Source organism: Sphingomicrobium marinum (genome assembly GCF_026157105.1).
In the GTDB taxonomy this organism is placed as follows: domain Bacteria; phylum Pseudomonadota; class Alphaproteobacteria; order Sphingomonadales; family Sphingomonadaceae; genus Sphingomicrobium; species Sphingomicrobium marinum.
Genome location: NZ_JANPVQ010000001.1, coordinates 1,951,738 through 1,974,933 on the forward strand (window position 1 = coordinate 1,951,738; position 23,196 = coordinate 1,974,933).

General features: G+C 62.2%; 23 protein-coding genes and 1 tRNA gene. 17 read left to right on the plus strand and 7 right to left on the minus strand.

Translation table 11 applies throughout. From position 1 onward, the window contains the following. Positions 1 to 12 precede the first annotated feature (12 nt). Positions 13 to 576 carry a YceI family protein gene (locus NUX07_RS10030; RefSeq protein ID WP_407696151.1) on the minus strand — a complete coding sequence of 188 codons (564 nt, stop codon included), beginning with the start codon at positions 574 to 576 and terminating at the stop codon, positions 13 to 15. A gap of 57 nt (positions 577 to 633) precedes the next feature. Here NUX07_RS10030 and NUX07_RS10035 point away from each other — a divergent pair, with 57 nt between their 5' ends. The 7 genes from NUX07_RS10035 (at position 634) to NUX07_RS10065 (ending at position 6,864) form a co-directional block, all read left to right on the plus strand. Further along, positions 634 to 1,248, plus strand: coding sequence for a thymidine kinase (locus NUX07_RS10035; RefSeq protein WP_265530436.1), 615 nt, complete (start codon positions 634 to 636; stop codon positions 1,246 to 1,248). Next, positions 1,245 to 2,144, plus strand: coding sequence for a tRNA pseudouridine(55) synthase TruB (truB, locus tag NUX07_RS10040; protein ID WP_265530437.1), 900 nt, complete (start codon positions 1,245 to 1,247; stop codon positions 2,142 to 2,144). The genes NUX07_RS10035 and truB overlap by 4 nt, the downstream gene beginning before the upstream one ends. A 52-nt stretch (positions 2,145 to 2,196) precedes the next feature. Beyond that, entirely contained in the window at positions 2,197 to 2,466 is a 270-nt protein-coding gene (gene rpsO, locus NUX07_RS10045; protein ID WP_265530438.1) for a 30S ribosomal protein S15, read from the plus strand. 171 nt (positions 2,467 to 2,637) lie between these two features. Further along, the gene (gene pnp, locus NUX07_RS10050; RefSeq protein ID WP_265530439.1) at positions 2,638 to 4,953 is read left to right on the plus strand and encodes a polyribonucleotide nucleotidyltransferase; all 2,316 of its coding nucleotides are present in this window, start codon (positions 2,638 to 2,640) and stop codon (positions 4,951 to 4,953) included. 135 nt (positions 4,954 to 5,088) lie between these two features. Continuing rightward, entirely contained in the window at positions 5,089 to 5,601 is a 513-nt protein-coding gene (locus NUX07_RS10055; RefSeq protein ID WP_265530440.1) for a YybH family protein, read from the plus strand. Positions 5,602 to 5,603: 2 nt separating this feature from the next. Continuing rightward, positions 5,604 to 6,197, plus strand: a complete 594-nt coding sequence (locus tag NUX07_RS10060; protein ID WP_265530441.1) for a DUF2231 domain-containing protein — start codon at positions 5,604 to 5,606, stop codon at positions 6,195 to 6,197. Positions 6,198 to 6,255: 58 nt separating this feature from the next. Then, positions 6,256 to 6,864, plus strand: coding sequence for a DUF305 domain-containing protein (locus NUX07_RS10065; protein ID WP_265530442.1), 609 nt, complete (start codon positions 6,256 to 6,258; stop codon positions 6,862 to 6,864). Here the strand turns inward: NUX07_RS10065 and NUX07_RS10070 are convergent. Both NUX07_RS10070 and NUX07_RS10075 read right to left on the minus strand, forming a co-directional pair. Then, entirely contained in the window at positions 6,861 to 7,592 is a 732-nt protein-coding gene (locus NUX07_RS10070; protein WP_265530443.1) for a glutaredoxin family protein, read from the minus strand. The two genes, NUX07_RS10065 and NUX07_RS10070, sit on opposite strands and share 4 nt — an antisense overlap. Next, positions 7,589 to 7,864, minus strand: coding sequence for a metal-sensitive transcriptional regulator (locus NUX07_RS10075; protein WP_265530444.1), 276 nt, complete (start codon positions 7,862 to 7,864; stop codon positions 7,589 to 7,591). Before NUX07_RS10075 ends, NUX07_RS10070 begins: the two co-directional genes overlap by 4 nt. A 77-nt stretch (positions 7,865 to 7,941) precedes the next feature. On the opposite strand from NUX07_RS10075, the gene NUX07_RS10080 reads away from it, so the two are divergent. The 5 genes from NUX07_RS10080 (at position 7,942) to NUX07_RS10100 (ending at position 16,173) form a co-directional block, all read left to right on the plus strand. Next, positions 7,942 to 9,693 carry a copper resistance system multicopper oxidase gene (locus NUX07_RS10080; RefSeq protein ID WP_265530445.1) on the plus strand — a complete coding sequence of 584 codons (1,752 nt, stop codon included), beginning with the start codon at positions 7,942 to 7,944 and terminating at the stop codon, positions 9,691 to 9,693. Next, entirely contained in the window at positions 9,690 to 10,820 is a 1,131-nt protein-coding gene (locus NUX07_RS10085; RefSeq protein ID WP_265530446.1) for a copper resistance protein B, read from the plus strand. Before NUX07_RS10080 ends, NUX07_RS10085 begins: the two co-directional genes overlap by 4 nt. A gap of 125 nt (positions 10,821 to 10,945) precedes the next feature. After that, on the plus strand, positions 10,946 to 12,415 hold the full coding sequence (locus NUX07_RS10090) for a SulP family inorganic anion transporter (protein WP_265530447.1): 1,470 nt from the start codon (positions 10,946 to 10,948) through the stop codon (positions 12,413 to 12,415). Position 12,416: 1 nt separating this feature from the next. Next, positions 12,417 to 13,265: a universal stress protein gene (locus tag NUX07_RS10095; RefSeq protein ID WP_265530448.1), complete on the plus strand. Its 849-nt coding sequence runs from the start codon at positions 12,417 to 12,419 to the stop codon at positions 13,263 to 13,265. 166 nt (positions 13,266 to 13,431) lie between these two features. Then, entirely contained in the window at positions 13,432 to 16,173 is a 2,742-nt protein-coding gene (locus NUX07_RS10100) for a TonB-dependent receptor plug domain-containing protein (protein ID WP_265530449.1), read from the plus strand. Between the two features lie 131 nt (positions 16,174 to 16,304). On the opposite strand, the gene NUX07_RS10105 is transcribed toward NUX07_RS10100, so the two are convergent. After that, a tRNA-Ala gene (locus tag NUX07_RS10105) sits at positions 16,305 to 16,380 on the minus strand. A gap of 239 nt (positions 16,381 to 16,619) precedes the next feature. On the opposite strand from NUX07_RS10105, the gene NUX07_RS10110 reads away from it, so the two are divergent. Then, positions 16,620 to 17,471, plus strand: a complete 852-nt coding sequence (locus NUX07_RS10110) for a DUF2171 domain-containing protein (RefSeq protein ID WP_265530450.1) — start codon at positions 16,620 to 16,622, stop codon at positions 17,469 to 17,471. A gap of 122 nt (positions 17,472 to 17,593) precedes the next feature. Then, complete coding sequence (locus tag NUX07_RS10115) at positions 17,594 to 18,592, plus strand: NADP-dependent oxidoreductase (RefSeq protein ID WP_265530451.1); 999 nt, start codon at positions 17,594 to 17,596, stop codon at positions 18,590 to 18,592. A gap of 38 nt (positions 18,593 to 18,630) precedes the next feature. On the opposite strand, the gene ypfJ is transcribed toward NUX07_RS10115, so the two are convergent. After that, the gene (gene ypfJ / locus NUX07_RS10120; protein WP_265530452.1) at positions 18,631 to 19,509 is read right to left on the minus strand and encodes a KPN_02809 family neutral zinc metallopeptidase; all 879 of its coding nucleotides are present in this window, start codon (positions 19,507 to 19,509) and stop codon (positions 18,631 to 18,633) included. Positions 19,510 to 19,595: 86 nt separating this feature from the next. On the opposite strand from ypfJ, the gene NUX07_RS10125 reads away from it, so the two are divergent. The 3 genes from NUX07_RS10125 to NUX07_RS10135 are packed head-to-tail and all read left to right on the plus strand — an operon-like array spanning position 19,596 to position 22,335. Beyond that, the gene (locus NUX07_RS10125) at positions 19,596 to 20,381 is read left to right on the plus strand and encodes a 3-hydroxybutyrate dehydrogenase (RefSeq protein ID WP_265530453.1); all 786 of its coding nucleotides are present in this window, start codon (positions 19,596 to 19,598) and stop codon (positions 20,379 to 20,381) included. A gap of 11 nt (positions 20,382 to 20,392) precedes the next feature. Next, complete coding sequence (locus NUX07_RS10130; RefSeq protein WP_265530454.1) at positions 20,393 to 21,016, plus strand: DUF4893 domain-containing protein; 624 nt, start codon at positions 20,393 to 20,395, stop codon at positions 21,014 to 21,016. A gap of 2 nt (positions 21,017 to 21,018) precedes the next feature. Then, a complete protein-coding gene (locus tag NUX07_RS10135; protein WP_265530456.1) occupies positions 21,019 to 22,335 on the plus strand; it encodes an amidohydrolase in 1,317 nt (438 codons plus the stop codon). 2 nt (positions 22,336 to 22,337) lie between these two features. On the opposite strand, the gene NUX07_RS10140 is transcribed toward NUX07_RS10135, so the two are convergent. After that, positions 22,338 to 22,604 (minus strand): hypothetical protein, encoded by a 267-nt coding sequence (locus tag NUX07_RS10140; protein ID WP_265530457.1) that lies wholly within the window; start codon positions 22,602 to 22,604, stop codon positions 22,338 to 22,340. A 153-nt stretch (positions 22,605 to 22,757) separates the two neighbouring features. Continuing rightward, complete coding sequence (locus NUX07_RS10145; RefSeq protein ID WP_265530458.1) at positions 22,758 to 23,177, minus strand: nuclear transport factor 2 family protein; 420 nt, start codon at positions 23,175 to 23,177, stop codon at positions 22,758 to 22,760. Positions 23,178 to 23,196 lie beyond the last annotated feature (19 nt).

Sequence of the window (23,196 nt, forward strand, 5' to 3'; positions counted from 1 at the left end):
GCGTCCAAATATCTAGCGGTCTGGCACCATCCGCGCTTCGATATTGATCGACACCTTGTTGCCAACAATCAGTCCATAGGATGTCATGCCGTAATGCCGACGATCAATCGTGGTGCGCGCCGTAAAGGAAACCGGTCGGTTCCCGCAAATCTCTTTGGTTGGACGATCGAAGGTGACGTCCAGTGTCGCACCGACCCGCTTTCCCCGCGCCGAAATCGAGCCGTCCACCACACCTGCCGTGTCATTGCGCATCGTGAGCGCAGCGCCCGTGAAAGTGATTTCGGGGTAGCGGTCTACCCAGAAGAACTTTTCTCCCTTGAGCCGGCGTTGCGTCAGGCCGTCGCTCGCTTCCAGCGCCCTCCCGTCCAGTTGCACCCGCAAGTTGATTGTCCCGGCATTTGCCGGATCAATCGTAATCGACCCTTCCATATTGGGAAAAGTCGCGCTTTTCGATCCGATCCCAAAGAAGGGGACCTTGGCGCTGACCACGCTTTGTGTGGGGTCGATCCGGTACGTCACCGAGCCGGAGGAAAGACTGCACGCGGCAGCGGTCATGGCAATAATCGTGAGCAACACCCGTCTCCTCGCGCTACCCGCTTGCCCATATCGGCCTTGCCAGCCTATCAATCTGCGATGGCCAAACTCTATTTCTACTATGCGGCGATGAACGCAGGGAAGTCCACCACCTTGCTTCAGGCCGATTTCAACTACCGCGAGCGCGGCATGCACACCATGCTGTGGACCAGCGCAATCGACGAACGCGCCGGGCGTGGGCGCATCGCCTCGCGCATCGGACTGTCCGCCGAAGCCCACATGTTCGCAGAAGGCACCGCCATCATCCCGGTCGTCATGCGCGAACTGAAGGACAAGCTGATCGACTGCCTGCTGGTCGACGAAGCGCAGTTCCTGTCGCAGCGGCAGGTGCTCGAACTGGCGGAAATTGCCGACGGGCTCGATATCCCGGTGCTGTGCTATGGGCTGCGCACCGATTTCCAGGGCCGGCTTTTCCCCGGCTCGGCGGCGTTGCTCGCGCTCGCCGACAAGCTGATCGAGATGAAAGCGATCTGCGAATGCGGCGCCAAGGCCACCATGAACCTTCGCGTCATGGCCGATGGCCGAGCGGTCAAGGAAGGCGCGCAGACCGAGATCGGCGGCAACGACCGTTATGTCGCTTTGTGCCGCAAGCATTTCTTCGAACGGCTGCGCGAGAGCGAGGCGGAGCAATTGAACCTCGCCATCCCGCGATGAGCGATCCGGTTAAGGCGAATGGCTGGCTCGTCATCGACAAGCCGGTGGGTGTCGGCTCGACCCCCATTGTGGGCAAGGTGAAATGGGCCTTGCGCGAATGCGGGGTCAAGAAACCCAAGGTCGGCCATGGCGGCACGCTCGATCCGCTTGCTTCGGGCGTCCTGCCCATTGCCATCGGCGAGGCGACGAAACTGGCCGGGCGGATGCTCGATGCGACCAAAGCGTATGATTTTACCATCACGTTCGGGGAGGAGACCTCCACGCTCGACGCGGAGGGCGAAGTCGTCGCCACGAGCGACGTGCGTCCGACCCGCCAGCAGGTCGAGGACATACTCCCCGGTTTTACAGGAACGATCGAGCAGGTCCCGCCGGCATTTTCCGCACTCAAGGTCGATGGCAAGCGGGCCTACGATCTGGCGCGGGCGGGCGCTGAGGTCGCGCTGGATAGCCGCACGGTGGTCATCCACGCACTGAGGATCGTGGATGACACCCGCGACAGCGTCACCCTGTCCGCCACTGTCTCCAAGGGCACATATATCCGTTCGCTGGCACGGGATATCGCACGCGCGCTTGAAAGCGTGGGACACGTCACCATGTTGCATCGCACAAAGGCGGGGCCCTTTTCCGAAAAGCAGGCGATTTCGCTGGACTTTCTCGAGGAAATCACTAAGCGCCGCACCCTGATCGACAAGTTACTCCCGCTTCGTGCGGGGCTGGACGACATCCCGGCACTTGTCGTGACGCCCGAAGAGGCATCGCTGCTCCGGCACGGACAGCGGCTCGAAGGGCACCCCGCACCGCCGGGCCAGCATCTCGCGATCGAAGGCAGTACGCCCGTCGCGCTGGTCGAGGTGGAGGATGGCGAGGTCGCTGTCCTGCGCGGGTTTAACCTCTGAGCGCCCCCTTGGGGGATGTTCAGCAACTTTTGTTTTGGAAGGAATGACGACGATGTCGATTACGACGGAACGCAAGGCGGAACTCGCCAAGGAACATGGCCGCGGCAAGGACGACACGGGTTCGCCCGAAGTCCAGGTGGCCATCCTCACCGACCGCATCCAGACGCTCACCGAGCACTTCAAGACGCATGCGAAGGACAATCACTCGCGCCGCGGCCTGCTGATGCTGGTCAACAAGCGCCGCAACCTGCTTGATTATCTCAAGCGCAAGGATCACCAGCGCTATGCCGACCTGATTGCAAAGCTGGGTCTGCGCAAATAACGAATTTCCTGAAGGGCGCCCGCGGGCGCCCTTCGCTTATCCGACCTTCATGCAATTCGGCACGAAGGCAGACGCAGGGGCAAAAAGAAACGCCCCGAACCGAGGTAGGCCGGTCAGCCTGCCAACCATGAGAGGCCCCGCTCGGCATCCGGCCAGCGGGTGACACAAAATATGTTTGATGTGAAAACTGTAGAAATCGAACTTGGCAACGAAACGCTCAAGCTCGAAACGGGCAGGATTGCCCGCCAGGCTGACGGCGCCGTGCTGGCGACCCTCGGCGAAACCGTCGTTCTTTGCGCCGTCACGGCCGCTAGGAGCGTCAAGGAAGGGCAGGATTTCTTCCCGCTCACCGTCCACTACCAGGAAAAATATTCGGCCGCGGGTCGCATTCCGGGTGGCTTCTTCAAGCGCGAAGCGCGTGCCACCGAAAAGGAAACGCTGACCAGCCGCCTCATCGACCGTCCGATCCGTCCCCTCTTCCCCGAGGGCTTTTACAACGAGATCAACGTCATCGCCCAGGTCCTGAGCTATGACGGCGTCAACGAGCCCGACATCGTCGCGATGATCGCGGCATCGGCTGCGCTGACCATCTCGGGCGTGCCCTTCATGGGCCCGATCGGCGCCGCGCGCGTCGGTTTCAAGGATGGCGAATACATCCTCAACCCGACCGTTGCCGACATCTTCGAAGATGGCGGCCGCCTCGATCTCGTCGTCGCCGCCACGCGCGATGCCGTGATGATGGTGGAATCGGAAGCCAAGGAACTGACCGAAGACGAAATGCTCGGTGCGGTAATGTTCGCGCATGAAGCGTCCAAGAAGGTCGCCGACGCGATCATCCAGCTGGCCGAACAGGCTGCCAAGGAGCCGTGGGAACTCGATGCGGTCGACGACAAGTCGGCCAAGCTCGAAACGCTTCGCGGTGTCATCGGTGACGATCTCGCCAAGGCCTACAAGATCACCGACAAGGGCGATCGCCAGGATGCGATCAACGCGGCGCGTGAAAAGGCCCGCGAACATTTCGCCGACCTCCAGGAAAGCGATCCGGCCGAATATCTCGGGACCCTCAAGCTCGTGAAGAAGCTCGAAAGCGACATCGTGCGCAAGGCGATCCTCAAGGACGGCCAGCGTATCGACGGTCGTAAGGTGGACGAAGTCCGCCCGATCGAAGCCATGGTCGGCCTCCTGCCGCGTACCCATGGTTCGGCGCTCTTCACCCGCGGTGAAACGCAGGCGATCTGCACCACCACGCTGGGCACCAAGGATGCCGAGCAGATGATCGATGGCCTCGAAGGGCTGAGCTACAATCCCTTCATGCTGCACTACAACTTCCCGCCTTATTCGGTCGGCGAAGTAGGCCGTTTTGGTTTTACCGGTCGCCGCGAAATCGGCCACGGCAAGCTCGCCTGGCGCGCGCTGCACCCGGTCATGCCCGATCACGAAGAGTTCCCCTATACCATCCGTGTCCTGTCGGACATCACCGAGTCCAACGGTTCTTCCTCGATGGCGACCGTCTGCGGCGGCTGCCTGTCGATGATGGATGCCGGCGTGCCGTTGAAGGCACCGGTTTCGGGCATTGCGATGGGCCTGATCCTCGAAGGCGACGACTTCACGGTCCTCTCCGACATCCTGGGTGACGAAGATCACCTCGGCGACATGGACTTCAAGGTCGCGGGTACTGCCGATGGCATCACCTCGCTTCAGATGGACATCAAGGTTGCCGGCATCACCAAGGAGATCATGGAAACCGCGCTCGCGCAGGCGAAGGGCGGCCGTGACCATATCCTCGGCGAAATGGCCAAGGCGCTCGACCACAGCCGTGGTGAAGTGTCCAAGCACGCGCCGCGTATCGAGACGATGCAGATCAACAAGGACAAGATCCGCGACGTCATCGGCACGGGCGGCAAGGTCATCCGCGAAATCGTTGCGGAAACCGGCGCCAAGGTCGACATCGACGATGAAGGCATCATCAAGATTTCTTCGTCCGACGGTGACGAGATTGCTGCCGCCAAGGCGTGGATCGAAGGCATCGTGGCAGAGCCCGAAGTCGGCAAGATCTACACCGGCAAGGTGGCCAACATCGTCGATTTCGGCGCGTTCGTGACCTTCATGCCCGGCAAGGACGGCCTCGTGCACGTTTCGGAAATCAAGAACGAGCGTGTCGAGAAGGTGACCGACGAGCTGAGCGAAGGCCAGGAAGTCAAGGTCAAGCTGCTCGAGGTCGACCAGCGCGGCAAGGTCCGCCTGTCGATGCGCGTTGTCGACCAGGAAACCGGCGACGAGCTCGAAGACACGCGCCCGCCGCGTGAAAAGGGCCCACGTCGTGACGGTGGCCGCGGTGGCCGTGACGGTGGCCGTGGTCCGCGTGGCGGTGGCCGTGATGGCGGCCGTGGCCGCGGCCCGCGCCGCGATCGCAACGACAGCGACAAGGGCGGCGACAAAGGCGGTGACGATGGTCACATGCCCGCCTTCCTGACCGACGACGAATAAGTCTTCGGACCAGCGAACAGAAGAAGGGCCTCGCGAAAGCGGGGCCTTTTTTTTGTGCTGCGGAATGTTGCGGGTGGCCCGCGACTGCAATAGCCTCGGGCGCACGACAATGCCGTCAGAGTAGGTAGGAAATTCATGACCATCATCAAAATTGCCGCACTGGCCGCTTCGGTCTCGTTGCTGCCACTGCCCGCCCATGCGCAAGACCATAGCGCGCACAAGGAACATGGCGCCGATGCGATGGCGCACGATCATCATGCGATGATGCACCGCGGTGCAATCGAAACGCTGAAGGCGTATCGAGCGGCGCTGGTTGGGCTGGATGCCGATGCGATGACCGCGCTCTTTGCAGACGACAGTCGCGTTTTCGAAAACGGCAAGGATGAAGGCACCTTTGCCAACTATCTCGACCATCATATCGGTCCCGAACTCGATGCGATCGAGACATTCACCTTCACCGATCCGACACTCGATGTCGAGGTAATGGGCCACATGGCGATCGGACGCGAGACCTATCGCTACGATATCAAGTTGAAGGACGGCCGCGAAATCGCGCGTGACGGCGTAGCCACCTCGGTTCTTAAACACGACGCCCACGGGTGGAAGATCGTCCGCTACCACAGTTCCTCCCGGCCGGTGCGCGACTAGACATGGGCCGATATCTCGGTTGGTGGCTGCTGCTGGTATACTTGCTGGGTGCCCCCGCCCTCGCCCATCCGGACAAACCGCACGGGGGGAACGAAGCGCCAACGGAAATGGTCATGAACGCAGCGGCGCCCGAAGTCGTCGCGGCGCCTTCGCCTTCGGTCGAACCCTTGGGACCGCTAGCAAGAACCGGCAGATGGATGGGCCGGCTGCACCCGGCGATTGTCCATTTCCCGCTCGCGCTCGCGCCTCTGGCCCTCTTGGCCTTGTGGCTCGCGCGTCGGCGCAAGTCGTTCGAACAGACGGCTAGCTTCATGATCATTGCGGCCGGCATAACCGGTCCCGTTGCCGCCGCGGTCGGCTGGTTGGCAGCGGTACCGGCGTGGTGGGACTCCGATCCGATCGTGGCGTGGCATCGGTGGGTCGGAACGCTGCTTGGCGCCGCGCTCGGTATATTTGGCTGGGTCGTCTGGAAAAGACCCGCCACGCTAACCAAGCGCTGGTTGTGGCAAAGCTATCTGGTTCTTGTCATCCTGCTGATCATACAAGGCTGGCTGGGCGGCGCGATGATCCACGGGTTGAATCACCTGAACTGGTAGCGGCCGGAACAATCCCAAAAGTCCGCTCATTACTCCCATAAAACAGGGAGAAATGCGTATGTCCGGTTCGACTCATCACGGCAAATCGAGCAAGTGGCCGACCTTCTTCGCGATGATCGCCACATCGATCGTCACGATGTTCGTGCTCAAATATTCGAATGTTTGGGAACCGAACCACGTCTATTTTAGCCAAACGCGCATGTACATGGCGCTCCTGATGGGGATGGCGATGATCGTCATCATGCTTGGTTTCATGTGGGGCATGTACAAGACGCTTACCACCAAGGTTTTGGTGATGGTCGGCGCCATAATCGGCTTCGCACTATTTCTGTGGTTGGCGCGCAGCCAGGCCACCGTGGAGGACGAAGCCTGGATGAAGGCCATGATCCCGCACCATTCGATTGCCGTGCTCACGTCCAGCCGCGCCGACATCTCGGATCCGCGCGTGCGCGAACTCGCCGATGCGATCATCGAGGCCCAAGTCCGCGAAATCGCGGAAATGGAGCTACTGCTCGCAGATATCGAGGCCAATGGCGAAATGGGCGACGGCACGCCGATCGCGCCGCGCAGCGCCGAGCTCACGCCCGAGTTGCTGGAAGAAGCGAAGAAAGTGGTGAAGCGCGACATCGGCGAAGATGCTCGCGAGGAAGTCGAAGTCGGCGACTAGAGGACGGTCGGCTTCACCAGCATCCAAACTGCCATGCCGATCATAAAGAGATTTTCGGTCAGCGAGACGAAGCCTAGTGGCACGTTGCTGTTACCGCCGACGCAGGCGCATTTGAGCGATCTTTTGTCGATGTAGACCGCCTTGAACACACTTGCCGCCCCGATCGTGCCGATAAACAGTGCGACCGGGATTGAGACGATCTTGAGGACATGCGCCGTCATCAGCACGCCCGCCAGCCCTTCGAGCCACGGGTAAAGGAAGCTGTAAGGCACCCATTTGCGCGCCAACAGGTCGTAATTGACGAATGAAAGCGAGAAGGCCTCGATATCGCGCAGCTTGAGATAGGCCAGCGCACACATCGAGAAGCTAACGAACCATTCGGCTGCAAGGATCGATATGGCCTGCCCTGTCGCGACCCAACCCGCGCCCAGCGCCATTAGCGCCGTCATCGCGAACAGGATGCCCACCGGCCAGTATGTCGTGCCCTCCTGCACCTTGCCGAGATGCTTGCGCAGGTCCGAATAGCCGCCGATCCGTTCGTCGCCGAGCCAGATCTGGGGGGTGGTCGTTACATCATGCTCCGCCTTGAACGCCTCGACTTTGGGTCGCGATGTAAGGTGATGATCGTCGACCTTGAACCCCTCGCGCTTCAAGAGGTCGAGCGCCTTGAGCCCCGAGGGGCAAAGATGATCGGGCATGACCATCCGGTAGAGCGTTGCTTCCTTCATCGCTTGGCCTTCTCGAACAGATTGATGAGCTCGGCGAACTTTTCGCGCTGCTCGCTGGTGTCGCCGCTGGCGATGGCCTCGGAAATGCAGCAGGCGGCATGGTCTTTCAGGACTTCGCTCTCGGCGCGCGACAAGGCGGCTTTCACCGCCTGGATCTGGTTGAGGATATCGATGCAGTAGCGATCCTCATCCACCATTTTGGCGATGCCATTCACCTGCCCCGAAATGCGGCGGAAACGGTTGGCCTTCTGTGTCTTTCGGTCGGTCGCCATAGGTCCTTTGTCCACTTTACAATACCCTAGGGGGGTATATATAGGCGAGCCATCGACAACGCAAGCGTGATTCCCAGATGAATGACATCTCTATTACCCGCCGCGGCCTTTTGAAGACCACTGCCGCCCTTGGCCTGACGGCCGCGGCCATGCCCGCGTGGGCGCGCGGCGCCGACCTCAACCATGGCATGGTCCGCCAGGGATTCGACGAAGTCCGCGGACCCGCGATCGACCTCACGGTCGGTACCCACAAAACGCGCATCGCGGGGCGCAGCGGTCACGCCATCGCCGTCAATGGCAGCGTTCCGGGCCCGCTGGTGCGCCTCAAGGAAGGCACGACCGCGCGGCTGACGGTGCACAACCATTTGAAGGAAGACACCTCGATCCACTGGCACGGGCTGCTGCTGCCTTTCCAGTTCGACGGCGTTCCCGGCGTCAGCTTCCCTGGGATCGAACCCGGCAAGAGCTTCACCGCCGAGTTCCCTGTTCGCCAGCACGGCACCTATTGGTATCATTCGCATAGTGGGCTGCAGGAACAGGCGGGTCATTACGGCGCGATCATCGTCGATCCGGCGGGCGAAGATCCCGTGCAAGCCGACCGCGACTACATGATGGTCCTGTCGGAATTCACCCCGCTCCATCCCCACACCGTCTTCGACAAGCTGAAGAAGGGCGAAGGCTATTTCAATCGCCAGCAGCGCAGCTGGACCGATGACTATCCCTTGAGCGCGTCGGAACGCCGCATGTGGGCCGAAATGCGCATGATGCCGACTGACATTCTCGATGTGACGGCCGAGACCTACACCTATCTCATCAACGGCCATGCGCCGATCGATGGGCTCGAATATGCCTTCACGCCGGGACAGCGCGTGCGCCTGCGCCTCGTCAATGCGGGCGCGATGACGTTTTTCAACGTGCGCATCCCGGGGCTGAGCTTCGAGGTCGTGCAGGCCGACGGGCAGGATGTCGAACCGGTCACGGTGGACGAACTGCAGATCGGCGTTGCGGAAACGTACGACATCGTCGTCACGCCGGGCGCGGCTGAGGCGTACACGATCGTCGCGGAATCGATGGATCGCTCGGGCATGGCGATCGCCACGCTGGCGCAGCGCCCCGGTGCCCGCGCCCCAATCCCGCCGCTTCGCAAGCCGGCGCTGCTTACCATGAAAGACATGGGGCATGGCGGGATGGATCATGGCGGAGGTCATGAGGGCCACGACATGGGCGATAGTGATGCGGGCGGCATGGACATGTCGGGCGGCATGAACATGCGCGACACCTCGCTATTGCCCGATAGCGTCAAGGTCGGTCCCGGGATCGACATGGTGGCGATGAACCCGGTCGATCGCATGGGCGATCCGGGCGTCGGGCTCGACGATGTCGGTCACAGGGTCCTGACTTACAAGGATCTGCGTGCGCTGCGTCCCAACCCCGACACGCGAAAGCCGAGCCGGCTGCTGGAATTGCACCTGACCGGCAACATGGAACGCTACATGTGGTCGTTCGACGGCCAGAAATTCAATGCGGTTTCCGACAAGCCCATCCGCTTCGCTTATAACGAGCGCGTGCGGGTGAAGCTCGTCAACGACACGATGATGGCGCACCCCATCCACCTGCACGGCCACTTTTTCGAACTGGTCAACGGCGCCGATCAGGCCAGCCAGCCGCAAAAGCACACGTTGATCGTGCAGCCGGGCGGAAGCGCGCAGTTCGACCTCACCGCGAACGAGCCGGGCGACTGGGCCTTCCACTGCCACCTGCTTTATCACATGCACGCCGGGATGTTTCAGGTCGTCACGGTGGCGTCTCCGGCAGGAGGCGTTGCATGACCATGACGCTCGCACTGCTGCTGGCGCTCCAGCAACATCAACACCATGACGCTCACCCACAACCCGAGGCGACGCAGGAAGTTGCCGTCGATCATAGCCAGATGGACCACAGCGACCATCAGGACATGGATCATGACGATGTGGACCATTCGCAGATGGATCATTCGCAGATGGATCATGGCGACACGGACCACGCGCAAATGGACCATGGCGAGGATCCCGAGGTCGACCACTCGACCATGGACCACAGTGAGATGGACCACGGTGAGGAGCAGGCCGTCGATCATTCGACCATGGATCACTCGGCGATGGACCATAGCCAGGTGGACCATGGTAACGAACAGGCGGTCGATCATTCGACCATGGATCACGCAACGATGGATCATAGCGCCCATCAGCAGTCGGACATCCCCGTCCTTCCGCCTCCGCCCGAAGCCGGCAGCGGTCCCGCGCGCGCCGCGGACGCCATCTGGGGCGCCGAGGCGATGGCGAGGTCGCGCGCCGATCTCAAGGAAGATCATGGCGGGCAGGAAGTCCTGTGGTTCCAGGCCGACCGCGCCGAAATTCGCTTCGCTGATGAAGGCGAAGCCTACCTGTGGGACGTGCAGGGCTATTACGGCGGCGATATCGACAAGTTCTGGGTCGAAAGCGAAGGCGAAGGCGATTTCGGCGGCGAACTTGAAGACGCCAGCATCGAGGGCCTGTGGGCCCACGCCATCGGCCCCTTCTGGGACCTCCAGACCGGCATCCGCCAGGACCTGACCGGACCCAAGCGCACCTATGCCACCATCGGCGTTCAGGGCCTCGCCCCCTATTTGTTTGAAATCGATGCTGCGGCGTACCTGTCCAACGAAGGCGATCTCACCGCCGAGATCGAGGCCGAACTCGACCAGCTCATCACCAACCGCCTCATCCTCCAACCGCGCGCCGAACTGGTGCTGGCTGCACAGGACGTGCCCGAGCTTGGGATCGCGGCGGGCGTGTCCAAAGCCGAGATCGGCGTGCGCTTGCGCTATGAGTTCGCGCGCGAATTCGCGCCCTATGTCGGTATCGAACAGGAATGGTCCTTTCTCGGTGAGACGGAGGCCAGGACCAACTTCGTGGCCGGCGTGAAATTCTGGTTCTGATGCCAAGGGTTGCATTTTAGCTCGAGGATCGTCATAGGCCGCGCGACCGGTCGCTCTCACGCGGCCGTTTTTCTTTTTGATTGAGGAAGTTGGCGCTTGGCCCTCCAGCCGAGCGCACCGCCGATATGATCGATATCACCGCCATCCGCCGCAGCTGGTTTGCGAGCCCCCGCGCCGACATTCTGGCCGGTCTCGTAGTTGCGCTCGCCCTGATCCCCGAAGCCATCGGCTTTTCGATCATCGCGGGCGTCGATCCGCGCGTCGGCCTTTACGCCAGCTTCACCATCGCGGTGATCATCGCTTTTGTCGGCGGGCGTCCCGGGATGATCAGCGCCGCCACCGCCGCCATCGCGGTGCTGGTGGTGCCGCTGGTGCGCGATCATGGCGTCGAATATCTCTTCGCCGCGACCGTATTGATGGGCGTGATCCAGGTCATTGCGGGCTTCGCGCGCTTCGACCGGCTGATGCAGTTCGTTTCGCGCTCGGTCATCACCGGCTTCGTCAACGCGCTGGCGATCCTGATTTTCATGGCGCAGTTGCCGCAGCTGACCGGGGTCAGCTGGCAAGCCTACGCAATGGTGGCGGCCGGGCTTGCCATCATCTACCTCTTGCCGCGCCTGACCAAGGCCATCCCCTCGCCGCTCGTGGCGATCGTCGTCCTGACCGTCATCGCCATCTGGCTCGACATGCCGGTCAACCGCATCGGCGACATGGGCGAACTTCCCGATGCGCTCCCCTTTTTCGCGCTGCCGCAAGTGCCGCTGACGATGGAAACGCTGCAGATCATCCTGCCTTATTCGATCACCATGGCCGCGGTCGGCCTGCTCGAATCGCTGCTGACCGCGCAGATCGTCGATGAACTGACCGACACCGACAGCTCCAAGCCGCGCGAAGTGCGCGGCCAGGGCATCGCCAACTTCGTGACCGGCTTTTTCGGCGGCATGGGCGGCTGCGCGATGATCGGCCAGTCGGTCATCAACGTGAAGTCGGGCGGACACGGGCGGCTGTCCGCGCTGGTTGCCGGTTCAGTCCTCCTTTTCCTCATCGTGGTGCTCGGCCCGTGGGTGGCGCAGATCCCGATGCCAGCGCTCGTCGCGGTCATGATTATGGTGTCGATCGGGACCTTCTCGTGGGCTTCGATCGGGCAGCTACGCACTCACCCCTGGCACAGCAGCGTCGTCATGCTCGCCACCGTCGTCACCGTCGTTGCGACGCACGATCTGGCGAAGGGCGTGCTGGCCGGCGTGCTGCTGTCGGGCATCTTCTTTGCCAACAAGGTGGGCCGCCAGTTCACCATCGGCAGCTTCGCGTCGGGCGATGGCACGGCGCGCACTTACCGCGTGACCGGTGAGGTCTTCTTCGCGTCGACCGAGCGCTTCGTTGCTGGCTTCGATTTCAAGGAAGTGCTCGAACATGTCACGATCGACGTGTCGACCGCGCACTTCTGGGACATCTCGGCGGTTGCCGCGCTCGACAAGGTCGTGCTGAAGTTCCGCCGCGAAGGCACCGAGGTCAGCATCGTTGGGCTCAACCGCGCCAGCGCGACCATGGTCGACAAGTTCGGCACGCCTGACGGCGCGCTCCTGGCCCAGTAGGATGAAGAAGATGAAGCTGCTCGCCTGCCTCGATTTCAGCCAGTACGCCACCAGCGTGACCGATCATGCCGCCTGGCTTGCCGGTGGCAGCGATGCCAAGGTCACGCTGCTCCACGTCATCCAGCGCACCGATGCCGTCGAAGCGCGCCGCGACCTGTCGGGCGCGATCGGGCTCGGTGCCCGCTCGGGCCTCATGGCCGAGCTGGTCGCGATCGAAGGCGAGCAGAGCCGCATCGAACGCGAACAGGGCGCCGCCTTGCTCGATGGTGCCGCCACCCGCTTGCGCGAGGCCGGTATCGCCAATGTCGAAACGCTCCAGCGTCATGGCGATATCGTCGAGACGGTTGTCGCGCAGGAAGAGAAGGCCGATCTCGTCGTCATCGGCAAGCGCGGCGAACATGCCGATTTTGCCAAGGGGCACCTAGGCGGTGTGGTGGAACGGATCGTGCGCCAGAGCGTGCGTCCCGTGCTGGTTGCCAGCCGCGCTTTCGCGCCGATCGAAACCGTGCTGATCGCCTATGACGGCGGCGAAAGCGCCGCACGCGCGCTCGATTTCGTGGCATCCTCGCCGCGGTTCGCGGATGCCAAGATCCACGTCGTTACCGTGGGTGACGACAAGGCCGAAGCGCGCCTGGCCGATGCCGCGGACATTCTGGGCGGCCGCCTTGCCGGCACCAGCGCGCGCACCGGTAGTGTCGAAACCGCTATCAAGCAGGAAGCCGACGCGATCGGCGCCGGTCTGTTGGTCATGGGCGCCTACGGCCACTCACCGCTGCGCCGCCTCATCCTCGGCTCGACCACGAGCGCGATGCTGCGCGCGCTGCACAAGCCGGTCTTGCTTTTCCGCTGATTTGAGCCTGCGGCGCGCGCGTGAAGCCTCGCCGCACGCCGCAATCTAGGTCGTTGCACAAATGCAACAAGTTTCGTTGTAATTTTGCGATTCTTCCTGAGCGGCTGGCGCTGGTGGCGGTTCGGTGTCAACCTCAGTCAGTTTAACATTCTTTCAGGGGGAAATAATGGCTACCAGCTTTACGCGTCGCTCAGCGAAAATCCGCACCGCCTTGCTTTGCGGGATCGTCGGCATGGCGTCCGCCACGCCTGCTTTTGCGCAGGATACGGGCGACGTCCAGGATCCGGAAATCGAAAACAACCAGGTGATCATCATCACCGGTACGCGCCAGGCCAATCGCTCGGCCGCAGACACGGTCGCACCGGTTGATATCGTCTCGTCCGAAGAACTTACCAACCAGGCCGATACCGATGTCGGCAACCTGCTGCGTATTGCCGTTCCTTCCTTCAACGTGAACACCCAACCGATTTCCGACGCCGCGACCCTCGTGCGCCCCGCCAACCTGCGCGGGCTGTCGCCTGACAACACGCTGGTCCTCGTCAACGGCAAGCGCATGCACCGCGCCGCCGTCATCGCCTTCCTTGGCGGCGGCATCGCGGACGGCTCGCAGGGCCCGGACGTCTCGACGATCCCGACGATCGCGATCAAGCAGCTCGAAGTGCTGCGCGACGGCGCGTCCTCGCAATATGGTTCGGACGCCATTGCCGGCGTCATGAACTTCATCATAAAGGACGATGCCGAAGGCGGCATGGTCACCGCCAAATGGGGTCAGACCTACGAAGGTGACGGCGATCTCTACCAGATCGGTGCCAATATCGGCCTGCCCATCACCGATAACGGCTTCCTCAACCTGAGCGCCGAATATGGCGAATCTGATGCCACCAGCCGCTCGGTCCAGCGCGATGACGCGGCCGCGCTCATCGCTGCCGGCAATACGGACGTTGCCAACCCGGCGCAGATCTGGGGCCAGCCCAACGTCAACGACGACTTCAAGTCGTTCGTGAATTTCGGCATCGATTTCACGCCCGACATCACGCTCTACGCATTCGGCAACTATGCCGAGCGTAACGTCGATGGCGGCTTCTTCTTCCGTAACCCGACCAACCGCGGCGGCGTCTATGCCGGTCCGCTGGTCGATCCGATGACCGGCGATGCCGATCCCAACGGCGTGCCCTCGGTGCTGGTCGGCGACTTGTCGAACACGACGGCGGGCGATTGTCCTGCCGGTATCCCGCTGACGGGTACCAACGGGTTGATCCCCGATGCCACGATCCTTGCGGATGTCTCAGCAGACCCGAACTGCTTCTCTTTCGTCGAGCTGTTCCCGGGCGGCTTTACACCGCGCTTTGGCGGCGACCTTCAGGACTTCTCGGTTGCCACCGGCCTGCGCGGCCAGGTCTTCGGCGGGCTCGATTTCGATCTTAGCTATCGTTACGGCAAGAACTCGGTCGACTTCTTCATCAACAACACGATCAACGCGTCGCTCGGCCCCAATACGCCGACCTCGTTCAACCCGGGCGGTTATCGCCAGGCGGAAAACCTGGTGAACCTGAACCTGGGTCACGAAGTATCGCTGGGTAGCACGGGCAGCATGTATGTGGCGGCCGGCGCTGAATATCGCGACGAGACCTTCACCACGGTCGCCGGCGATCCGGAATCGTTCGCTCTCGGCCCGCTCGCGCAGCCCACCGCGGCATTCCCGTTTGGCCAGGGCTTCTCGACCAGTTCGAATGGTTTCGGCGGCTTCTCGAACAACGCTGCAGGATCGGCCACGGAAGACACCAAGGCTGCCTACATCGATGTCGAGGCCGACCTCGCCGACACGGTGACCTTGCAGGGTGCCGTTCGCTACGAGGACACCAAGACCTTTGGCGATAACGTGAGCTGGAAGGTGGGCGGCCTTTACAAGCTGTCCGACGATTTCCGCATTCGCAGCACCTATTCGACCGGCTTCCACGTGCCGACCGCGGGCCAGGCGAACGTCATCAACGTGACGACGCAGTTCTCCAACGGCATGCTGCAGGACGAAGGGACTTTCCCGCTGTTCAGCCCGGCAGGTCTCATCGTGTCCGACTATGTCGCGGACTCGGCGGCCAATGGTGGCCTTGGTCTCGCCCGGCCCACGCTCGGACCGGAAAAGGCCGACAGCTTCACCGTCGGTCTGGCCGGCGATGTCGGTGCGGTCACCTTCACGCTCGATTACTTCAACATCACGCTGAAGGATCGCATCTCGCGGTCGTCGACCATCAACTTCACCGATGCGCTGCTCTATCTCGCCGCGCGTGAAGGGGTGATGGTGACGAGCACGACGACGGCCGGCCTGCTGGCCGAACTGTCGACCGCCAATGTCATCAACCGTGGTGACTTCACCGGGTTCGAGGATCTGACCTCGTTCGCCTTCTTCAACAACGCATTCGACACGCGGACGCAGGGCATCGACTTCGTGTCGAACGCGCGTCTCGACCTTGTCGACGGCGGCCGGACGCAGGCGACGCTGGCGATCAACTATACCGACACCACGGTGAAGGATGCCGACGCGACCATCTCGGCGACGCGTATCCGCCAGCTTGAGGAAAACCTGCCCAACTGGAAGGGCTTCCTCAACCTGACCCATGAGCAGGGACGCGTTCGCGGCCTGCTGCGCGCCAATTATTTCGGTAGCTTCTACGAAGCCCACCTCGACGACGGCACGCTGCCAATCGACGCGGAGGCGCGGGTCACCTTCGACGCGGAAATCGCGTACGAAGTGATCGAAGGACTGGAAATCGCGGCAGGTGCGCAAAACCTGCTCGATACCTACCCGACGCGTAACCCCTGGGCGGGTATCGCCGGCGCCGAATATGCGGTCACCTCGCCGTTCGGCTTCAACGGTGGCAGCTACTACGTGCGTGCACGCTTCCAGTTCTAATCTGGAACCACATCGCAGAAGACAGGAGGGGCGGCCGCAAGGTCGCCCCTCTTTCGTTGCAGCAAGCGTCTTCTTCGGCCGAGCAGATCGACCAGACAGCTGCATCAAATCCAAAAGAAGACCCGAGGGGATGGTGGAGCTAGGGGGATTCGAACCCCCGACCTCTGCCTTGCGAAGGCAGCGCTCTCCCAACTGAGCTACAGCCCCATGACCCTCGGGTGAGCGGCTCTTTAGCGCTGCTCGTCGCCCAGCGCAACGCTTTAGCGAGGCTCCTTCACGGCTCGGCGATTACCGCCCCGGCTTGCGGAACGGGGGTCCCTGAAAAACCGTTTATTTACTGAATGTTATCGGCACGAAGCCGTAACAATCGGGTCATCGACCCACCATAGTAAAAAGGAGTAACGACCATGACGAACACCAGGTATCCCAGGAACAGGAACCGTAGCATGCGCGACAATTCGCCGCATGGCGAACGCTTTGAACAGCGTGGTTATGGTCGGGGTTATGATCGTCCGGCGATGAACCGTTCGGACGATTTTGATGTCGACTATGATCGCAACGATCGCGGCTTTTTCGACCGCGCCGGCGACGAAGTCATGAGCTGGTTCGGCGACGACCGCGCCGAAGCCCGCCGCCGCCTCGACGAACGTTATGGCCATGACGGTCGCGGCTATGTCAATCGCGAGTTCGCCTTCGAAGGCGGCCTCCTGAACACCCGCGACAATGGCTATACCCGCCCTTACGACCAGCGCGATTATGATCGCCGCCCCCGGATGAGCGACGACTTTGATCGTAGCGACCGCTATGACTATGACCGCGCCTACGGTCAGGGCCGCATGAACCGCGCCATGACCCAACAGGAATTCACGGCCGACAGCGATTACGACAATTGGCGCAGCCGCCAGATCGAACAGCTTGATCGCGACTACCTGGAATGGCGCCAGGAAAACCAGGCGCGCTTCGACAGCGAGTTTTCGCAGTGGCGCGACAAGCGAAACAACCAGCGCCAGATGCTTCGTCAGATCGACGAACATGCCGAAGTGATCGGTTCGGACGGTGAATTCGTCGGCAAGGTCGACAGGATCCGCGGTGAACGCATCATCCTCACCAAGGATGACAGCCCCGACAATATGCACCACTCGCTGAAGGCCAACTGCCTCGATTCCATCGAAGACGGCAAGGTCAAGCTTTGCATTCCCTCGAGCGAAGCCAAGCAGCAGTGGCGTGACGAAGAGCGGGTGATGGAGCTTGACGACAGTCAGTCCATCGATGACCGTCGCTTTGCTGAAAGCTCCTAGAGCTAACCGGCAAAGCCGACGCCGTTGGCGTCGTCGAGAAGGCCCGGCCCACTGCGGTCGGGCCTTTTCTTATGCGCCCCGGCAGCCTACCCCACCTCCAAACGCAACAGGAGACCGAGACGATGGCCAGAGCCTGGCACCTCATGCAGCGCCCGCAGGGCAAACCCACACACGACGATGTCGCGCTGAAGGACATCGACCTCCCCGCGCTCGAAGATGGCATGATCCACGTCAAAAATGACTGGATTTCGGTCGATCCCTACATGCGCGTGCGCATGGATGACCAGGAAAGCTATTTCGAAAGCTTCCAGCTTGGAAAGCCGATGGACGGCGGCGCAGTCGGTACGGTGGTGGCATCGAAGGCCGATGGCATTGAAGAGGGCGACAAGGTGCTGCACTTCGGCGGCTGGCGCGATGAAGCCGTCGTGCAAGCGAAGACGGCACAGAAGCTGCCCGACTTGGGCGTCGATTATTTCCACTTCCTCTCGACGCTGGGCCTGACCGGCGGCACGGCCTGGTTCGGACTGATGGACGTGGCATCGGCCAAACAAGGCGATGTCGTCTTCGTCTCGGCCGCGGCTGGCGCGGTCGGCTCGATGGTCGTCCAGTTCGCCAAGGCCAAGGGAATGAAGGTAATCGGATCGGCCGGCGGCGCGAACAAGTGCGACTACGTCAAATCGATCGGCGCCGATGCCTGCATCGATTACAAGGCGGGCCCGATCATCAAGGGTCTCTACAAGGCGCTCAAGGAGATCGGCGAAAAAGGCATCGATGTATATTTCGACAATGTTGGCCGCGACCATCTGGATGCCGCCATCGCCCACGCCAACCAGAATGCGCGCATCGCGATGTGCGGCTTCATCGACGGCATCAATGGCGAGGTTGCCTACCCCTTCAAATATCTCGCTCTGGCGATCGGCAAGCGGATCCGCATGGAAGGCTTCATCTTCACCGACTTCCAGTCGCGCATGCCCGAATTCTACCAGGAAGTCGTCCCGATGATGCTGTCGGGCAAGGTGACCACGCGCGAGACGGTCCACGAAGGCGTCGAGACAACTTTCGACGCTTTCCTCGGACTGTTCGAAGGCGCCAACACCGGCAAGATGCTGATCAAGATCTAGCCTTCGCGGCGACGCGTCCTGGGCTTCAGAGCAAGGATCTAGCGGCCCGCATAATTGCACTGGCGCGGGTCGCCGGTCTGCAGGCCGCGGCGCAGCGCTTCCATGCGCTGGGCGCTGGTGCCGTGGGTGAAGCTTTCGGGTTGCACCGCGCGGCCCGAGCGCCGCTGCAGCGTGTCGTCACCGATCGAGCTCGCCGCGGTCATGCCTTCCTCGACATCGCCGGGCTCAAGCAATGAACGGCCCTGGTCGTCGCGCGCATTGGCGGCCCACACGCCGGCATAGCAATCGGCCTGCAATTCGACGCCCACCTGAAGGCGGTTGCCCTGCTCCTGGCTGATCCGCGCCTGCTGGCGCTGCACGCTGGCGAGCGTGCCTTCGAGCTTCTGGATGTGGTGACCGACCTCATGCGCAATGACATAGCGCGCGGCAAAGTCGCCCTCGGCACCGAACTTGGTCTCAAGCTCGCGGAAGAAGTCGGGATCGATGTAGATGCGCTCGTCGGCCGGGCAGTAGAACGGCCCCATGACGGCCTGGCCGTAGCCGCACGCGGTCTGGGTCCCGCCGCGATAGGCGACCAGCGTCGGTTCCTGGTAGCCGTTGATCAAGCGGCCCCAGATGTCATCGGTCGACTCCAGCGTGCCCGTAAGCAATTCGCGGTTTTCCGCGCTCAACGTCGATGCTTCGGGGTTGGCGCTATCGGCCGTGGTCGGCGCGCCGCCGCCCATCAGTCCGCTCATCCCGCCGGACAGCGCGCAATAGCCAAGCCCGAGAATGAGCACGCCAACGATACCGAACTTGTTGAAGACGAAGCGCGCGACGAGCGCGAGTATGCCGACCGAAATGCCGCCGCCGCCGCGACCACCGCTTTGGCCCGTGCGGTCGATAAAATTGTCGCTATCGCGTCCACCTAGTCGCATATCCGTCTCCCTTTTGCCCCACCAACCCACATCCCCCCTTGGCGGTTGCACCGGGATGCGGCAATCACGAGCCAAAGGAGACACGAATGTCGCTCAAGGACAAGACCGCACTGGTGACCGGCTCGACATCGGGGATCGGGCTGGCAATCGCCAAGGCTTTCGCTGCCGAAGGCGCGCGCATCATGATCAACGGCTTTGGCGATGCCACCGCGATCGAGGAAGAGCGCGCCGCACTGGCCGATGCGTCGGGCACCGATGCGCTGCATGACGGCGCCGACATGTCCAAGCCCGAAGAGATCGAAGCCATGGTCGAACGCTGCACAAGCCAGCTCGGTGCGCCCGACATCCTCGTCAACAATGCGGGTATCCAGCACGTCGCGCCGGTCACCGAATTCCCGACCGAAAAGTGGGACGCGATCCTCGCTATCAACCTGAGCGCCGTTTTCCACACGACGCGGCTGTGCCTTCCCGCGATGCAGGCCGCCGGCTGGGGCCGCGTCATCAACACGGCGAGCGCGCACAGCCTTGTCGCCAGTCCCAACAAGAGCGCCTATGTCGCCGCCAAGCATGGCGTTGCAGGCTTTACGAAGACGGTCGCGCTCGAAGTGGCGGAAGATGGCGTCACGGTGAATTGCATCAGCCCCGGCTATGTCTGGACCCCGCTGGTGGAAAAGCAGATTCCCGACACGATGAAGGCCCGCAACATGACGCGCGAGGAGGTGATGAACGACGTGCTGCTCAAGGCACAGCCGACAAAGCGTTTCGTCACCGTCGATGAAGTCGCCGCCACCGCGCTTTTCCTTGCGCGCGACGAGGCCGCGTCGATCACCGGCGCCAATCTCTCCATGGACGGCGGCTGGACGGCGCAATAAGGTCGGTCCCGATGCGTCACGTCATTCTCCTTGCCGCTTTCGGCCTTTCCGCCTGCGCGAGCCTACCCGGTGAGCCTTTCGTCGAAACTCTAGAAACGCGGGACTGGCGCTTCGTCGCCACTGAAGCCGACCGCGCCCGATTATCCGAATGGCGCACCGCCTTCACCCGAGGGCTCGAAGAGGCCCGCACCGACGGCTATGCGTCGCAAATCGCTGCGCTGGGCGCCACCGGCGAACCCGATGCAGCGCTCTCGTTCGACACCGTTCCCACCGGCAAGTATCGCTGCCGCACGATCAAACTCGGAACGCAGGGGCGCGGCACGCTGAGCTATGTCGACTACCCATTCTTCGACTGCACCATTCGCACCGAAGAAGACCTGCTCGGCTTTCACAAGCTCACCGGGTCACAGCGCCCCGTCGGCCTGCTTTTCCCCGATGACGATTATCGCCGCGTCTTCCTTGGCACCCTGGTGCTGGGGGATGAGACGCGCGCCATGCGCTACGGCGCCGATCCACAGCGCGACATGATCGGCGCATTGCAGAAAATCGGCGAAGATCACTGGCGACTGCTGCTGCCCTACCCCGCTTACGAATCCACCATCGACATCATCGAACTCGTGCCCGCAGGAGAATAACCGTGCGCCTTACCTTAGCCTTCGCCACGCTTGCGCTAGCCGCCACGCCCGCCACCGCGCAGAGCCTGCGCGAGGAAGTGCGCGCCGACATGCCGGGCCTTATCGAGATCTACCAGGACCTGCACGCCAACCCCGAATTGTCGGGCATGGAAGTCGAGACGGCTGCCAAACTGGCGAAGCGGGCGCGCGACATGGGCTTCGAGGTCACCGAAGGCGTCGGTGGCACCGGCGTCGTCGCAGTGATGGAGAACGGCCCTGGGCCCGTCCTGATGATCCGCGCCGACATGGACGGGCTCCCCGTGGTAGAGCAGACCGGTCTCCCCTTCGCTTCCAAAGTCACAGCTGTCGCCCCGGCTTCGGGCGTCGAAACCGGCGTCATGCACGCCTGCGGTCACGATACGCACATGACCACTTGGGTCGGTACCGCGCAGCTTCTCACTGAGAAAAAAGACCAATGGTCGGGCACGCTCGTCATGATCCTGCAGCCCGCCGAGGAAACCGGCGAAGGCGCCAAGGCCATGCTCGACGACGGCCTCTATACCCGCTTTCCAAAGCCGACCCACGTCATCGGCTTCCATGATGCCGCGGCGGGGCCTGCGGGCTATATCGGAATTTCGCCCGGCTATGCGCTTGCCAATGTCGACAGCGTCGATGTCACCGTACGCGGCCTAGGCGGCCACGGCGCCTATCCGCACACCACCAAGGACCCGATCGTCATCGCCAGCCGCATCGTCACCACATTGCAGACGATCGTGGCGCGCGAGATCAATCCGCTCGAGAGCGCGGTCATTACCGTCGGCAGTTTCAACGCCGGCGCCAAGCACAATATCGTCCCAGACGAAGCCACGCTACTGCTCACCGTGCGCAGCTACACGCCCGAAGTTCGCAAGCAGCTTCTCGACGGTATCCGCCGCATCGCCAACGCCGAGGCGATCGCCGCGGGGGTGCCCGAGGACAGGATGCCGATCATCCATATCCGCGACGACGAATTCACCCCGTCGACTTACAACACGCCCGATCTCGCCAACCATGCGCTGGCGCTGTTCAAGGACAATTTCGGCGACGACAAGGTGCGCGAGGCGACGCCGGTGATGGGCGGCGAGGATTTCTCGCGCTATTGGCTCGCCGACAACAGCATCGAAAGCCTGATCTTCTGGGTCGGCGGCCAACCGCTCGCCGACTGGCAGGCCGCGGGCGGCGACAGCAGCAAGCTTCCCAGCCTCCACAGCCCCTTCTGGGCGCCCGATGCCGACGCCGTCATCAGCACCGCGACCGAGGCGATGACGCTGCTGGCGCTCGATATCCTCGACGAGAAATAGGGCTAACGCGCGACAACCGCGTCAGATTTCTCGATTGCCGACAGATCGCGCAGAAGCGCGTCGACGCTTTCACGAAGCTCGGGCAGGAAGGTGATCTCGTGACGCACTGCGCGGTAGCTTTCGACCAGCAGGATCGCGTCGATCAGGATCGGCACCACCGCGCTTTCCGGATCGTCGAGTTCGCTAAGTCCCTGCAGTTTTTCCAGCACCTTCACGCGCGCTTTTTGCGGGTCCGCCATCGCGGCCGCACGTCCGATCAACCAGCCCATCTAACCTGCCTTTCGAAGGTATTGAGACTATGCCGCATCGGCGCCGCGACCTAACGCGCCGGTCGCAGCCACATCGCACTTCGGCGATAAAGCGATTAATTCCGTCAGAACGCTCGGATTATTAAGCCCGCCCGTAACCAGACGGGTGCCAATTCAGGCCCAACCAATTTCGGTAAACGCGTAGGCGTCGTTCCAGATCTTGGTCATCTTGGTGATCTTGCCGTCGTCGTTCATCTGCATGGCGTAGACAAATTCGCTGGCCGTGCTCTTTCCGGTCGGCGGTACGGGCCCGCCCTCGCCGCCATGCGTGGCATGGAAGGTGCCGAAGAACATCGCGGTCGAGCTGTCCGCGTCATAGGACGAGGCATGGATGTCGTAATGCGTGTCGGTGAAGGGCCCGGCAATGCCGCCTTCCATCCAATCGACATAATCGAGCAGCGTATCGATTTCGGCGACTGCTGGAGCCTGCGCATGAAACGTTGCGCCGTCGGCGACATATTGCGCGCACCCGGCACGTCCCTTTCCGCTTTCGCAGGCATGAAAAAACTTCGTGGCATTTTCGAGATTCGACATAAGCCCCCCCCTTGCTCTG